The sequence below is a fragment of the Endomicrobiales bacterium genome (genome assembly GCA_023228045.1).
Taxonomy (GTDB): Bacteria; Elusimicrobiota; Endomicrobiia; order Endomicrobiales; family JALOBY01; genus JALOBY01.
Genome location: JALOBY010000002.1, coordinates 1 through 15,356 on the forward strand (window position 1 = coordinate 1; position 15,356 = coordinate 15,356).

Sequence of the window (15,356 nt, forward strand, 5' to 3'; positions counted from 1 at the left end):
AATTGCGCGATTTCATTTGCCTATCAGATGTTGCCAAAGCCGTTGAACATATTATTTCAATAGAACCATCTAAACTTTTAGATGGCATATTTAACCTTGGCGGGGAAAATTCAAAAAGCATATTTGAAATTGCACAAATAATAACAAATAGGGCAGAAGTGGTTTTAAAACAACAATTACAAATTTTAAGACCAAGCGCAGGTGCAAATACTGGCACGACACTAAATTATGTTATAGATAAACTTAAAGCTACTGGCTTTAAACTAACAGGTGATATAAACACTGAAGTTGATTCAACATTGCTTAACTGCAAAAAATGGTTCATACAAGAGGACTCAAACTAAAATGACAGAAAACCCATTTATATCAGTTATAGTACCAACATTTAACCGCAAAGATATGTTAAGGCAATGCCTCAACTCAATTTTTGCGCAAACATATAGTAATTTTGAGTTAATAATCGTTGACAATATGTCAACGGACGGCACAGAAGAATATGTAAGAAATATACCTGATAAGCGTATTAAATACTTTAGAAATCCAAATAACGGTGTAATTGCTGTGAACCGAAATTTTGGGATGCACAACGCCATAGGAAAGTTTATAGCATTTTGTGACGATGATGATTTATGGCTGCCCTATAAACTTGAAAAGCAAATGGCAATATTCAAACAATACAATAATCTACAGTTGGTCTCATCTAACGCTATATCGTTCAAAGATAATAAATTAGTTAAATTGATGAGTAGACAAACCAATGACATAACTCTAAATATTAAAATTTTACTACAAAACAACCTAATTTATAACTCAACTGTGTTATTTAAAAAAGATGTAATCACTACTATTGGATACATAAATGAAAATGCCAATATTTGCGGTGCTGAGGACTATGACTTTTGGCTGCATATAGCCAAAAGCTTAGAAAATTCTATATATGTAATTGCCGAACCGTTAATACTATACAGAATGCATCTAAAAAACTTCTCGGATTATAACTTAGACAAAGATATAGATAAGTTGAAACTCATATTAGAAAAACATACCGATGTTGAAAGTACAGAAAGAATAAATATAAACATAGAAAACAAAAGAAACTTACTTTTATTGTGGTATAAGCTTTATGAGTTAGATTTTAAAAAAACGGGGATAATTAATTTTTTGTTTTCAAAAACAAGTTTTGTCATAAAAACCAGGGTGTTGTTCTATTATTTACGCGGAACAATAACTAAAGTGCTTGGCATTTACTCGTACAGCATTAAAAACAAACCTGTAATTCAAAAATACTTAGATTCTACATTGTAAATATGAAGTATTTGCAGTACAGAATATTTGTTCAATTTGTACAAAAATGAACTGTTTCAGAAATTTTATATAAACAAGCATCCAGAAAAAGGAGAAATATGGAAATAATAAAACTTACATCTGAACTTAATGATACATGGAATAATTTCTGTGCTTCTAACCCAAATGCTTGGTTTAGGCACACAACGCATTTTATTGATTATATTATGAATTGCAGATTTGACGATAAGAGTAAAAATTTTTCTTTCCTAGTTTATCAGAACAAGGTTCTTGTCGCTGTTGTGCCTCTTATCATTCAGTCAATATACGGGAAACCAGAGCTGTTAGAATTTGCTTTTACCGATACTAATACACCATACCCCTGTTTAGGCACTTCTTTGAGCACGGATAATGCAAAACAGATCCTAAAGTTTATATTTGAGCATATCAATCAATTGGCAACGGAACACAATGTTGTGTACGCAAGGTATTTTGTTGAACCATTATCCGACAAGATACTTCAGTCACAGTATAAGATAAATCCTCTGATATATTTTGATTTTATTGATACATCAATTTCTACAAGTGTAATTAACTTGAATTTTAATGAAGATGAGCTTCTAAGAAATATTAGAAAGGGGCATAAGGCAGATATAAAATTTGCCGAGAAACAAGGATATGCTGTTTCAATGTTTGATAAAAACAATATTACTGATGAAGCATTCCTTACATATAAGAGCATGCATTTTACTGCAGCTGGAAAGAAAACAAGGCGCGATGAAAGCTGGGATATAATGTATCAATGGATTAAATCAGGGTATGCTATTCTTGCCTTAGTTAAAATTAACTGTAATGGACCTTTTGTTGGTGCTGCATTTGTAATAACAAGTCAGTGCAAAGCGTATTATGGTTCAGCGGCAATGGATCCATCAATTGATAGAATGCGCGGCCTTGGCCACCTAATCCAGTGGGAGATCATTAAATATCTCAAACAAAATGGTTTCGGCTACTATGATCTTGGACTTAACGCGTATGTAATGATATCGCAGGATATGCCCAGCAGAAAAGATTTGAGTATTTCAATTTTCAAATCCGGTTTTGCAAATGAGACATACCCATTTTTCAGGGGAGAGCAATTTTATTCTGAAGAATATTTTAAGAATGTGAAATTGGCACTTGTAAATGAATACTGCTTGATGCATTTTCATGACGAGAATGTATAAATTATTGGTTCTAAGATAATTTAATTTAACTATATGTGTATAATTAGGAATAATAACGATGAATGCGCGTAAGTCAGTGCTAATGTTCATATCACAGATATTAATTATAGCAGTAAGTATAATAACAAATAAACTTATATTTACGGTAATTAATCCTGCGGATTATGGTTTGTATGGTTATGCATTTTCAACCTGTGCCTTATTCTTTATTTTCAGTGATATGCAATTTCAAAATGTATTTTTTAAACGCATTGCTGAAAAGGAATCAATACAAAAACATTATTCAACATATATGTTTCTTAAGAACATTCTTATTTGTTTATCTGTTGTATCATTTATTGTATATGTTATTTACAAGCAGTGGAATCATACAATCGGCGATACGCGTGAGATTGTCGTACTCTCAATACTAATGGTGTCGTATATTGCAGATGCATATATGACGGTATTGAGTGTTATCCTGCTCGCGGGTCGTGAAGTAAAAAAATCGCAGTTGATGGGTTTTGTAGTAGCTTTGTCTAGCCTTATATATACAATACTATTTATATATCCAAGTCATAGCCTAAATGTGCTCTGTTTTGCACTGTTTTTCAAATCAATAATAGGAGTATTTGTCGCATGGTGCTTTTTGAAGAACGAAATATCATTATTTAACTTTTCCTATGATAAAGCCATTGGCAAAGATTATATTAAATTTGTTATACCGCTTTTGCCAATTACAATTCTTGGTACATTGTACGATAAACTTGATACGATATTTGTAAAAAACTTTATTTCTGATGTTGAAGCTGGATATTTCGCAGCTGCCCAAAAATTCAATATGTTGTTGCTATTGCCTTCTGGATCAATTATGACAATCCTGTATGCTTCATTTTCTGAATCGGCATCGCGCAAAGATTTTAATACAATCCAGATGACATCAAATAAAGCAACAAAGTATGTATCTCTTATGGTTACGCTTCTATCAATATTTGTTTTCTTTTATGCTAATGAATTTGTGCGTTTATTCATGAGCAATGAATATGTTCCTATTGTTCCAATTATTAGAGTGTTTATGATTCAAGTAATACTAATGAGCGTTTCAAGAACAATGGACACAATAACAATGGCAGCTGAACGCCTTAAAGTATTATCAATATTTGCAATAATCCTATATGTTGTTGGTATTCTTCTAAACATAGTTCTTATACCTGAGCACATAATGGGAATAAAAATGTTTGGACTGAAGAGCGTTGCCCCAGCAGTAAAATCGTTAATTATATATATAATGTCAATCTCGTTTAATGGAATATATTTATATAAAAGAATGAAGATTGTAGTGTACTGGAGATTTTTGTTTCACATAGCAGTTGCAATGATTTCCGGCTTCTTAATTAGTATAGTACCATTGGGCGCAAGTATAAATGAAATTACAGGTCTCACAATAAGGTTCGTATTGTTTGCACTGCTATATTCAGGAACATTATGGCTCATTAGAGAAATAACTAAAGAAGACATTCAATATTTACTAAAAGTGTTTTTACCTGGCAAATTAAAAATATCATAAAAAGGATATGAGGCGATGAAAGAACGGATATTGCTGTATGTAAGAATTGAATATGTTTCGTTGTACAGTGGTGTAATTAGTAATCTGCAAAATATTTATGATTTTGTCTGTATTACACCAACGATTGTTGCTTATGAGGCTTTAAGGACAATTATAGATACGAATATTAAAATCTATTGTATTGAAAAAGAACTGAACAATTATTCTGGCAACCCCACTGATGATGAGTTGTCAAAAATGGAAGATGAACTTGGTGAAACACTCCTATTACTCAATTTCTCAGAACTGTTCATTGTAAAGATGTCCGAAGGAGTGTATTATCACAAAGATCGAAATTTACAATTTTATCAAAGATCAAGCTATTGTTATTATTTATTGTTCAAAAAGATTTTTGAAACTGACAGGCCTAATTATATATTCTTTGAGGTTATTAACTCAGCATTTTCAATTATATGCCAAAATTTAGCCAAGAAATGTAATATTCCTTGCGTAAGCCTTGTAACCGCATATCTTGATAACTCATTCTATTTCTCTGTAGGACGAAGTGCTGCAAACCCGATATTTAAAGAAGAATATAGGAAAATTGACAAAAGTGAATATTCCATTGGAGAAGAGTTGGCTCAAAAGATACTGTACAATAAAATGTCATCTCCTGGTTATATGGAGATAGAGAAAAAGTACAAAAGCAATAGAACTTTTATCATAAAAGTTGTTGATGCACTGAAATTTAATGCTATTAAGAAAATTGGTTGCGGAATAATTAAATTCTATTGGTCTTATTTGTTTAATAGAAAAGCACTCACTTATTCTTCAGTGCCTAATGTACTACAATTATTAGTTCAACGGCATTGGAAAATGCCACGTGGTAGAAAATACTTGAGAAGTGTTATAACTTCTCCTGTATCAGGAGAAAAATTCTTTATATATTTTGTTCATTTCCAGCCAGAGGCAAGCACTTCAGCACAGTCGTCGCTATATGTTAACCAAGAATATATTCTAGAAACACTTGCTGTTACGATACCTCAATCTTACAAATTGTATATAAAGGATCATTCAACAGCTTCAGGAATGAGGGGGAAACAATTCTTTGAAAGGTTCAAATATTATCCAAATGTCAGATTAATTGATCCATCAATCTCAAGCAAGGAATTAATCGCTAAGGCATCAGGAGTCATTACGATAACAGGTACTTCAGGGTTTGAGGCCGCAATATTAAACAAACCCGTGGTGATATTTGGGAACACGTATTATGATTTTTTGAATAATGTTCATAAAGTTAATAACTTCTATGATTTGCCAGGAATATTTAAGAACATTGAACATACTGAAAATATGAGAAATACACGCAATGATGAGAACTCCTTACGAATTACTGCGGCATATGTTAAAAGCCTCTACAAGGGATATGTAAATCCATACTTTAATGGGCATAATCTTGCAACAAAAGATAATATTGATAATGTTTCTGGATCATTATTCTCATTTTTAAAACTTATAAAAAAAGAACAATTAAAAGAAATGTTTATTAAATATACTATTTAAGCAAATTTGTTAATATAGATTATACACCTCAATGAATGAACCTAAAACGAACGGAATAGAAAATGTTGTATTTGTCATACCTGCATATAAACCTGGCGCAGCACTAAACGAAATAGTGAGGCGTCTCAGGCAGTTGTGTGCTTCAAAGATAGTCATAGTTGACGATGGCTCACCACAATGCGCGGCATCGTTCATTAATGATATAGAAAAGGGAAAAGAAGCAGTTGTATTGCACCACAAAGAAAACCTAGGGAAAGGAGAAGCACTTAAAACAGCTTTCAGGTACATTTTGAATACATACACCGCATCGCGCGGTGTCGTGACATTGGATGCTGACGGACAGCACACCCCTGAAGATGCTGTTAAGATGGCTTACACTTTAGAGAATGGGCAGGAGAGCTTGTTTCTGGGGGTAAGACAGTTCAACCAAAATATTCCTTTTCGCAGCAAAATAGGAAATGAAATTACGAAAATAATATTTTGGTTGATTACTTCAAAAAAGGTGTCGGATACTCAGACAGGGCTTAGAGGTATTCCAAAAAGCATGCTCAATGATCTTGTAGCGATAAAAAGCAGCGGGTACGATTATGAAATGGACATGCTTATCTACGCTTGTAAGAGAAAAGTGATATTGACAGAAGTTAACATAGAAACAAAATATGAGAACAATAATGCGTCTTCTCATTTTAACCCATTGCTTGATTCACTTAAAATATATTATGTACTTTTTAGATTTTTAATATCATCATTTGCAGCTTCAATTATTGATACAATAATGTTTGTTTTATTCCAATATATAATTGGGAATATTTTGATAAGCATAATATGTAGTAGATTAATATCGGCAACTATTAATTTTCGAATGACAAAAAGTTATGTTTTCTATTCAAAAGGCAATATATATAAGGAAGTAGCCAAATATTCATTATTAGCTATAACACTTATGCTTGTATCATACGAATCAATTAAATATTTATCCAACACTTTGCAAGTTAATATATACATGGCAAAAATATTTACTGAAACTATGCTGTTTGTTTTTTCGTTTGCAATTCAGAAAATATATATATTCCGTAAAAAATGAAAGAATATTATACATGAACAATAAAAAGATATTTTGACGAGAAACAAAAGGTTTTTTATTTAAATTCCCTATAAGACCAGGAATAGGGTAAGCTAATGAGATTAATAATAATCTTTAATTTAATAAAGTATTTAATAACTTAAAAATAAATCATAATTGGAGGCAAAGTGGATAGTTCAAACCGGAGTAATCTTAAAGAAGAAGTGTTATATAACCTCAAGCAAATAAAATACCGTTTTAAAATCACTCTAAAATTATTGTATCGGTTTCTTTTTAAATCAAAACCAGAAAATATCTTTAAATCTGACTGGGGTTATGATGACCACTATGAAAAATTTTGGGAAAGAGGAGATTATTTTAAGATTCAAAAATACTCCTGTAATGATGTAGCTTTAGTCCCTCCTATTACGCCCTTTGCTTATAAAAGAGCTTGCATTGTAAAAATATTGTCAGAAGAAATATCCCGGAACAATTTTAAAAATATTCTTGAAGTTGGTTCTGGTTCGGGATCGAACATTCTTATGCTTGCCCCTCTGTTTCCAAATGTAAAGTTCACGGGAATTGAGCCTGCAGAAAGCGGCGTAAGAATTGCAAATAAATTTATTGAGACACCACCGCAAGAATATGAAGAAGCATTTAAAATTGGGAAAATACGAAATGCCAAATGTATAAAGGGAAATATTCTGGATAAAGAATCCTTCAAGGAAATAGTTCATGAAAAATATGATTTAGTTTACACCGCCGCAGTATTAGAGCAGCTGCATGATTATATAGATATTGCCTTCAATAATATATTTTCCTTGGGAAACTCACATTTCCTTTTTTTTGAACAGTGGCTTGAGGCAAATTATTTAATTGAAAACTACCATTATCTGGTTTATAATAATTATTTTAGATTTTCATGGAATTATTTGCATAAGTTCAAAAATATTGAAACATTGGATAGAAGTATCCCGCCTTTACAGCCATATTGGCTTAAATATGGAGTTGTAGTTTGCAAAAAAACACAATAAAATAATTAAATGGATATGCGGGCAGAAATAGCCATATATTTTGAAATAGTCTAACAACAAAAGGGAATAGTAAATGAAAAATATTGGGTGGTTTAAACGAACTATTGTTGTTTTTTTATTTATATTCATAATTTCGGGTATTGTAGCTCAATATCTCTCAAGTGTTATTGTAAGAAACCAGTATGATATGGCAAGTTACAATGATATAGTTACCAAGGATCGTTCTTTGAACCGTGTTGATTGGGACATAACCGGTAATATCAATTATCTTGAACTCAAACCGGTTAAATTATTTATCAAAGTATTTTGCATTGTTTTTCCGATTATAGCTTTAGGCTGGTTATGCCTATTTTCATTGTTAACATATTTTGGGGCAAAAGATAAAAATATGTATGTAAATGCGACAATTCCTTTCCTTTCTTTTCTTCTCTTTCTTCCACTTCTTCTAGTTCACGGGATATTTCTGAAAGATGGGGCAACCTATACTTTATTTGGAAATACCGTGCATATTAATTTTTGTGCTCATTTATTTTTCTATCTGGCGATTACCGCATTTTTATTTCTTGCAGTAAAAAGGATACTTGTTGTAGTTGATGAACACAGATTTGATGGCTACGAAATATCATTGCTATTTATTTTTGCGGCATCCTGTGTACTACTTCTTGCAAACGGAGTTAACAGCGACGGCTTGCAGTTTTACGGATTCTTGCGTTCAATAGTTATGGATAGAAATCTCAATTTATTCAATGAAAGGATATATTTTAATCCATTAGAACATTTCATGCCTTTGTCAATTACAAAAACCGGCTACAACTCATTAGGTGGCGCTTACATAGGTTCTTCTCTTGTCGGTGTGCCATTTTTTGTGATTGGCGACATTGCCACTCGGTTTATGCGCATAATAGGTTTGCCGATAGAATTGAACGGTTATACTTTTCCGTACCGTTTCTTTGTTTCGCTTGGTTATTCCGCATTTGGTTTTGCTGCCTTTTGGCAAATGTATAGGTTCACTAAACAATATTTTACTAGAAAGGCGTCTTTTCTCGCGGTATTGGGGATACTATTTTTTACAACTGCCACTTTTTACATGTTTTTTGATTTCGCATTTTCCCATACCATTTCACTGTTCTTTGTTACCATGTATTTAATAATGAGCATTAGAAATTTCGGAAGCAAAACTTTAAAACAATCGTTGTTACTAACACTTGTAGCCGGTGCTATGCTCACAGTGCGGCCTTCCAATGTTATTTTCCTGTCATTATCGCTAATAGAAATGCTGTATTTTATTATTAAAGGAACAGCTGTGTCTGATGCAAAAGTGATGAAAGCTACTATTTTAAAAGCATTATGCATAGTAGTTGTATTTCTTATAGCTTATTCTCCTCAGCATATAAGTATTAAACACATAATATCAGGTGGAGGTTTTCTTCCGAATTTGGGTGGTAGTGGTGAAGGAGGATTACCATATACATGGAGCAGACCCGATCTGCTTACACTCTTTTTCCATAAAAAAGGACTTTTTATGGTAACCCCGATGGCATTGATTGCCTGTATAGGATTCATTTTTATGGTAATTAAATATCCTTTTCTGGGTTTTCTTCTTATCGTTCCATTTGTGATTCTCAGTTATACGCTTTCCTGTTTCAATTTCCTTTACGGAAAAGCGGTTTGGACTTCATTTGGTTCGCGGTATTTTTCAGAATGCGCGCCTATTTTTGTTATGGGGCTTGCGTCTCTAATAGATTTTGCTGACAAAAAAATAATATTGTCCAAATTGAAAGATAAGTTTATATTACGATATTTGCGCGTAGAGTATCTATTAATCGCATTTATGGCATACCTGGCTTTGTATAGAGGACCTTACAATACATTTATAGAAGACGGTTTGCAGGGTTTTAATACTTTTATTTTCGGAATGTATCCTTACTTTATCAAAGAATTGAACAGGAATTATTTTACATCATTGTACTATTCAGCTGTTAGGATATGGGTCTCAAACGGAATTATGCTAATAGGCATAACAGTTGCCACTGCCCTGATAGCAATAACTATTGCCAAAAGAACTATTTTTATTGAATTTCTCAGAAAATATGCATTAAAAATAATTATACTTTGTTGTGCAGCATGTTTGATGACAGACACCATATTTCTATTGATGGATACTAAAGCAGATGTCATGCTTGTGGGGAAAACAGTAACAGGCAATAATGTAATCCTTCAATCGGGAGAAATGAAAAAAACTGTTGCAATCGATAGGTTTATCAGTGTGCGTAAATTGAAATTAATATCAAATACAGTAAATTCAGCGGAAATACCGAATGGAACTGTCATTGGACGCATGGAAATAACTACAAAAGAAGGCCAGACATTTTCAAAAGATGTCCGTATCGGAAATGATGTCGCTGAATGGGCATTGCATCGGCCGGATGTCAGCTCTTACGCGCAGCACAACGATAAAAATATACCTTTTATTGCAACACAATATGATCGTTATGGAAACGGCACGGGAAGTGTGCTATTTCCTATAAAACGATATATAATCACAATGGATTTAGGGAAAGCGGTCAAACCAACAAAAATAACTATTGAACTTTTGAACAAAGACATAAACTGGAATATTTATAATTTTGTAGGCCAAAAAGACGAAAACACAACAGGCCATATGACCGTCATATTAATATTATTGATAATGTCTATAGCAGTATTTATTTTCCCTGTTAATAGGCCGTTTTATAAGGTAATAGATAACTTTATTAATAAAGTGTGAGAATTTAGTATGAATGAAATGAAGTACAAGTTCACTTGTTATATATCCAATATAGAAGAATACTACGAACTTCTAAAACAATACAGAATTGAAGATGTCTTTTTTGTATGCATCACAATAGAGGTGTTTTACTACTTCAAACTAAAAACCTGCCTCCCAAGTACACAATATGTATTTATTGGCGACACGATAGAAGCGGATAAATTTGATTTTATTGAAGAAGGGAAAAACATTCCCAGGGATATTTATTGTTTACTTTACTCCTATGAGAATATAATCAAAGACGCGCTCCGTTTCTTTTGTTATATGAAAGAAGCTGTTGAAAATGTATCTCGTAATATCCATTCTGAAGGGATTTTAGTATTCCGATATACCGGTAACCGCACCTTACGATATAATATTGGTTATGATCATCAAAACATCCATTCATTAATTGCGACCATAGTAGAACGGTTGCATACTGATATTGTAAAAAATAATATTCACGAAATATTAATGCCGAAAAAAGAGAAATTAAAAGAATTTATTAAAACCTGTTTTTATTTTCCGGCATCGATTTATCGTATTTTATCGGCTTTAATACTGAATGGAATTCAATTGTTGGCGCGTATTTATATACAGATATTTAGCTTCTTTAAAAAGGACACAAATGTCTATGTGCTTGTAGGCAACGAGATCAATCTAAAATATTTAGACGAATACGGCAAATTAAAGAAAGGTTCCGATAATAGTGCATTGTTATTATATACAAGCAGATATGTTTATTTCCATAATTGGCTGAAAGAAAGCATTGGATATCGCAGAATAATTATACCTCTGGCTTTTCCTCAATTTCTTTTACTTCAAACAATGCTTCCGTTTTCGCGTAAAAAAATATATCCACCTTCAAAAATCAAATTACTACAGGTATAAAAAGTAAGATAGCAAACATAATATCAAATCCAAAACTGCATGAAGTAATTGAGTACATACTAAGCCTATATCTGGAAATGAAAATGTATGATGGGTTGCTTTCAGTCGTGCGGTCGTTTGAAAACAAAACAGACATAATAAGTTATGAAGGAGGCCAGACGGCCGGATACGGATATTTTCTTGAGAAAATATCATTAGAAACACAGCAAAATATTAGGAATATTGATGTTATGTATCATGGTTCAATTAACACGGTATTTGATTTCAAACGCTATAAAGGGGTGATAAATAACGAGAAAGTGCGTTTCTTTGTCAGGAACATGATAGAATACGACATTCTTAATGCTGGAGGCATTAAGAACAATAATATCCATGTATGCAATCGTGATATGGTACTGGAAACTTCACCTACAAATGAAACAATTACACATGAAACGACAAGAGATTCAATTTTAGAGAAATATGGGCTTTGCAAAGATACTAAAAAAGTGCTGTTGCTCAGCGCTTCCGGCTCACCTTTAAGCGATAAAATAGATATAAAAAGGAACTTTGACGCTATAGAAATGCTGTTGAATTATCTCAACCGTAAAGATATGGAAATTATGATAAAACCGCACCCTCGCTATGATTATTATAATCTCTTAGGTCTGTTAACAGAGAAATATCATAACACGCATTTATATACAAACTACAATTATGGTGAATACATTCTAACAAAGGGCGATAAGCAAAATACGGCGAGAATCGTATCCATGCCGAAGTACGATTTGGATGAATTGCTATCTATAAGCGATCTTGTTGTCTGCGCGGGCATATTTAATTCTGCCATGCTTAGAAGCGTCTATTTGAAACGGCCAACGATCTATTTAACCAGCGCCTTAATGGATAGTAATTATGCAAAACACTCGTTTGATAGGTATTTTTATTGTTCAACTGGCATGCAAAGCATATATAGCACAATAGATTCCATATTGAGTACTGAAAGTATGCCTAAGAATGTAAAGCATTTTGAAAAATTGTACAATATCAAACATCTTAAATCAGATTGCCTCCATTAGTAACATTTGAAATAGTTTATAATTAAGACGAGGTTTATGAAATCAGCGTTTTCACTTGAAATTGATAATAATAGTAAATATTTTCACATATCTGAATTTGATAGAAATGAGATTGATAATCCCGATGTATATGCTTTATCTCGAATTCATTATAGATACCGGATTGACAAAATGGTTGGTTTTGTAACAAAAGTTTTTCATAACCCGGAAAATACAAAAGTAGTTGATATTGGTTGTGCCCAGGGCAATCTAAGTCTATTATTGGCTGAAATGGGTTACTCTGTGTACGCAGTTGATTTGAGGGAAACATATCTTGAATATTCAAAATTGAAATATGAGCACGGTAAAATAGTATGGTTGAATGAAAATGTTGAAAAAATCGGCACTGTGTATCCACAAGGCACATTTGATGTCGTGATATTAGGCGAACTTATTGAACATTGTGCTTTTCCGGAAAACATACTTGCTGATGCGATGAACCTTTTGCGTGAAGGAGGATCGCTCATTGTTACTACACCTAACGCTAACAAAATCTTTAATGATATACAAAAGTTTAGCAAAGTAAAGGATAGGCAATCACTCGTTAATAAACAGTATGGCCCAGATGGGTGTGACCATCTATTTCTATTTGAAATCTCGGACATGAAATCCATTAAACCGTTAAACTCAACAATCATTGAAAGTGGATATATTGGCTCATCATTAGTCAATCGCTTTACGATGCCATTATTGAAACTATTACCGATAGTTGCTATCAACTGGATAATGAAAATTGCAAATTTAGTTTGGCCTGTAAATAGATATTTATCTTATGGTCTATATTGGATATTAAGAAAGAATTCCAGTGCGAAAATTTCTGTGAATTGAGCATTACAAATTGTTACTTTAAACTCAAAATAATCTAAAATAAAATAGTGAGTTAGAATATTATGAAAATATCATTCATTGTTGCAACGATGAATAGGGATAAGAAATTGGAGGAGTGTCTTAAATCGATTGATCATTCGGTAATGGTCTGTCCGGGTGTTACAACTGATACTATTGTTGTTTATCAAAATGGAACTAGGCCAACTCTCGAGCTGATAGCAAATCACCCAAATACACAATTTTTAACAATTGAAACCAAAGGGCTTGCGCTGTCAAGAAATTACGCGATAAGTAAATCTACTGGAGACTATCTCGTATTTATAGATGATGATGCAGTCATTGACCATGGGTTTATTAAAGTGCTAAAGAGTGTAATTGAATCAACACATGCGAATGCTTACTGTGGTAAAATAATTGATCCAAAAAGCAAGAAAAACTTTACAGGCCATTTTTCACCAAATAGGAATATGCAGCTAAGGATGTCGGACTATAGATTATTCATGGGAAGCTCACACATCCTTTCTAAAAATTTACTTACTCGCCTTGGTGGATATGATGAAATGTTTGGAGCAGGCGCACAATATCCTGCCGCCGAGGAAACCGATCTATTCTTTAGAATATTAAGAAATAAGGAAAAAGTATTGTATATACCAGAGTTGATTTTTATGCATTCAATAGAGAATGTAACACAGAAAGAAAAAGTGTTCAAATATTCATTTGCAATTGGAGCAATGTTTGCAAAACAAATATTCAATGATCCTTGGCATTGCATGTACTATATTTATATGGTTGCAAATATATTGTTAAGAAGTGCTGTGCGAATGGTTCAATACATTATTGTTCCTCATAGTATAGAGTTAAAGAATAGCCGATTTCATTATAGAGCTGTCTTTGAAGGAACAATTCATGGGTTTCTATCATATCGCAAAAAAGGTACATATTAATGAGAATTGGTATTGATGCACGAGTTCTTTCAAATCAACGCACAGGCATCGGTACCTATCTTATTAACATCCTTAGATGTATTGAAAAGTTAGATACAGATAATGAGTTCTTCCTATACTCAAATAGAGAAATCGTCCTGCCATTCGTTAATCCTCGTTGGACAAAGCGCATCGGAACTGGAATCATTGCCAAATTAGGTACGCTGTGGTTGAATACATCTGGCCGTTCGCAAATGATACGAGATAAGATTGATGTTTTTTGGGGGGCTCAGCAAGTTTTACCAATAGGGCTTAAGATTAGAAAAGTAGTAACAGTGTGTGACTTTGTTTGGCATTATTATCCGCAAACAATGTCAAAGTATAATTTATTTATTCATAGATTGTTTGCAAAAAAAGCGATTATAAACGCAAATGCTATACTCTGCATCTCAGAAAATACTGCAAATGATTTAAAAATACTCGTGCCAAATTCTAATCCAGTTTATGTAACACCTTGTGCGGCAAATACTAATTTTAAACCTTATGGAAAAGATGAATCCAGAAAATATATTAATAACAAATATCAATTTTCAGAAAAATATATTCTATCTGTAGGGACAGTTGAACCAAGGAAAAACATAGTATCTTTGATAAAAGCATTTAAAATACTTAAAGATAAACACAGAATTGATTCAAAATTAGTAATTGCTGGATGTAGAGGTTGGAAAACAAGTGATTTATTGTCGGAATATAGAAAATTAAACTTTAATTCTAATGAAATAATATTTTTGGGTTTTATACGTGACGATGATATGCCAAAACTTTATTCGGGTGCTGAAATATTTGTATTCCCATCCTTGTATGAAGGTTTCGGTCTTCCTGTTTTGGAAGCAATGTCATGTGGCTGTCCAGTTATAACATCTAATGTATCTTCACTCCCAGAAGTTGTTGGTAACGCAGGAATATCTATTGATACGAATAATGAAAAAATCTTAGCGTACGAAATGAATGCGTTATTAGATGATAGCAATAAAAGAACTCAACTATCAGTTCGCGGTTTAGAAAGAACAAAATTATTCTCTTGGGAAAGGTCCGCAAAACTAACGCTACAAGTACTAACACAAAATGAGAAATAAT

Annotated in this window: 13 protein-coding genes; all 13 read left to right on the forward strand. The window is 32.7% G+C overall.

Going from position 1 to position 15,356, the window contains the following annotated elements:
• The coding region (locus M0Q46_00605; GenBank protein ID MCK9582115.1) for a hypothetical protein at positions 1 to 344 on the forward strand (344 nt) is incomplete at its 5' end.
• A 1-nt stretch (position 345) separates the two neighbouring features.
• Positions 346 to 1,305 carry a glycosyltransferase gene (locus M0Q46_00610; GenBank protein MCK9582116.1) on the forward strand — a complete coding sequence of 320 codons (960 nt, stop codon included), beginning with the start codon at positions 346 to 348 and terminating at the stop codon, positions 1,303 to 1,305.
• Between the two features lie 98 nt (positions 1,306 to 1,403).
• Positions 1,404 to 2,507 (forward strand): GNAT family N-acetyltransferase, encoded by a 1,104-nt coding sequence (locus M0Q46_00615; protein ID MCK9582117.1) that lies wholly within the window; start codon positions 1,404 to 1,406, stop codon positions 2,505 to 2,507.
• A gap of 58 nt (positions 2,508 to 2,565) precedes the next feature.
• Entirely contained in the window at positions 2,566 to 4,053 is a 1,488-nt protein-coding gene (locus M0Q46_00620; GenBank protein MCK9582118.1) for an oligosaccharide flippase family protein, read from the forward strand.
• A 15-nt stretch (positions 4,054 to 4,068) separates the two neighbouring features.
• A complete protein-coding gene (locus M0Q46_00625) occupies positions 4,069 to 5,595 on the forward strand; it encodes a hypothetical protein (protein ID MCK9582119.1) in 1,527 nt (508 codons plus the stop codon).
• 31 nt (positions 5,596 to 5,626) lie between these two features.
• Positions 5,627 to 6,679 (forward strand): bifunctional glycosyltransferase family 2/GtrA family protein, encoded by a 1,053-nt coding sequence (locus M0Q46_00630; GenBank protein ID MCK9582120.1) that lies wholly within the window; start codon positions 5,627 to 5,629, stop codon positions 6,677 to 6,679.
• A 167-nt stretch (positions 6,680 to 6,846) separates the two neighbouring features.
• Positions 6,847 to 7,692, forward strand: a complete 846-nt coding sequence (locus M0Q46_00635) for a class I SAM-dependent methyltransferase (protein ID MCK9582121.1) — start codon at positions 6,847 to 6,849, stop codon at positions 7,690 to 7,692.
• Positions 7,693 to 7,765: 73 nt separating this feature from the next.
• Entirely contained in the window at positions 7,766 to 10,459 is a 2,694-nt protein-coding gene (locus tag M0Q46_00640; protein MCK9582122.1) for a hypothetical protein, read from the forward strand.
• 9 nt (positions 10,460 to 10,468) lie between these two features.
• Positions 10,469 to 11,371, forward strand: a complete 903-nt coding sequence (locus M0Q46_00645) for a hypothetical protein (GenBank protein ID MCK9582123.1) — start codon at positions 10,469 to 10,471, stop codon at positions 11,369 to 11,371.
• A gap of 77 nt (positions 11,372 to 11,448) precedes the next feature.
• Positions 11,449 to 12,429: a hypothetical protein gene (locus M0Q46_00650; protein ID MCK9582124.1), complete on the forward strand. Its 981-nt coding sequence runs from the start codon at positions 11,449 to 11,451 to the stop codon at positions 12,427 to 12,429.
• Positions 12,430 to 12,465: 36 nt separating this feature from the next.
• A complete protein-coding gene (locus M0Q46_00655) occupies positions 12,466 to 13,296 on the forward strand; it encodes a methyltransferase domain-containing protein (GenBank protein ID MCK9582125.1) in 831 nt (276 codons plus the stop codon).
• A 62-nt stretch (positions 13,297 to 13,358) separates the two neighbouring features.
• Entirely contained in the window at positions 13,359 to 14,240 is an 882-nt protein-coding gene (locus M0Q46_00660; GenBank protein MCK9582126.1) for a glycosyltransferase, read from the forward strand.
• Positions 14,240 to 15,355, forward strand: coding sequence for a glycosyltransferase family 4 protein (locus tag M0Q46_00665; protein ID MCK9582127.1), 1,116 nt, complete (start codon positions 14,240 to 14,242; stop codon positions 15,353 to 15,355). The genes M0Q46_00660 and M0Q46_00665 overlap by 1 nt, the downstream gene beginning before the upstream one ends.
• Position 15,356: the final 1 nt, after the last annotated feature.

Excerpts from the sequence above, each read along its gene's own strand:
- M0Q46_00610 (MCK9582116.1), top strand. The coding sequence starts at position 346 with ATGACAGAAAACCCATTTATATCAGTTATAGTACCAACATTTAACCGC.
- M0Q46_00615 (MCK9582117.1), top strand. The coding sequence starts at position 1,404 with ATGGAAATAATAAAACTTACATCTGAACTTAATGATACATGGAATAAT.
- M0Q46_00620 (MCK9582118.1), top strand. The coding sequence starts at position 2,566 with ATGAATGCGCGTAAGTCAGTGCTAATGTTCATATCACAGATATTAATT.
- M0Q46_00625 (MCK9582119.1), top strand. The coding sequence starts at position 4,069 with ATGAAAGAACGGATATTGCTGTATGTAAGAATTGAATATGTTTCGTTG.
- M0Q46_00630 (MCK9582120.1), top strand. The coding sequence starts at position 5,627 with ATGAATGAACCTAAAACGAACGGAATAGAAAATGTTGTATTTGTCATA.
- M0Q46_00640 (MCK9582122.1), top strand. The coding sequence starts at position 7,766 with ATGAAAAATATTGGGTGGTTTAAACGAACTATTGTTGTTTTTTTATTT.
- M0Q46_00645 (MCK9582123.1), top strand. The coding sequence starts at position 10,469 with ATGAATGAAATGAAGTACAAGTTCACTTGTTATATATCCAATATAGAA.
- M0Q46_00650 (MCK9582124.1), top strand. The coding sequence starts at position 11,449 with ATGAAAATGTATGATGGGTTGCTTTCAGTCGTGCGGTCGTTTGAAAAC.
- M0Q46_00655 (MCK9582125.1), top strand. The coding sequence starts at position 12,466 with ATGAAATCAGCGTTTTCACTTGAAATTGATAATAATAGTAAATATTTT.
- M0Q46_00660 (MCK9582126.1), top strand. The coding sequence starts at position 13,359 with ATGAAAATATCATTCATTGTTGCAACGATGAATAGGGATAAGAAATTG.
- M0Q46_00665 (MCK9582127.1), top strand. The coding sequence starts at position 14,240 with ATGAGAATTGGTATTGATGCACGAGTTCTTTCAAATCAACGCACAGGC.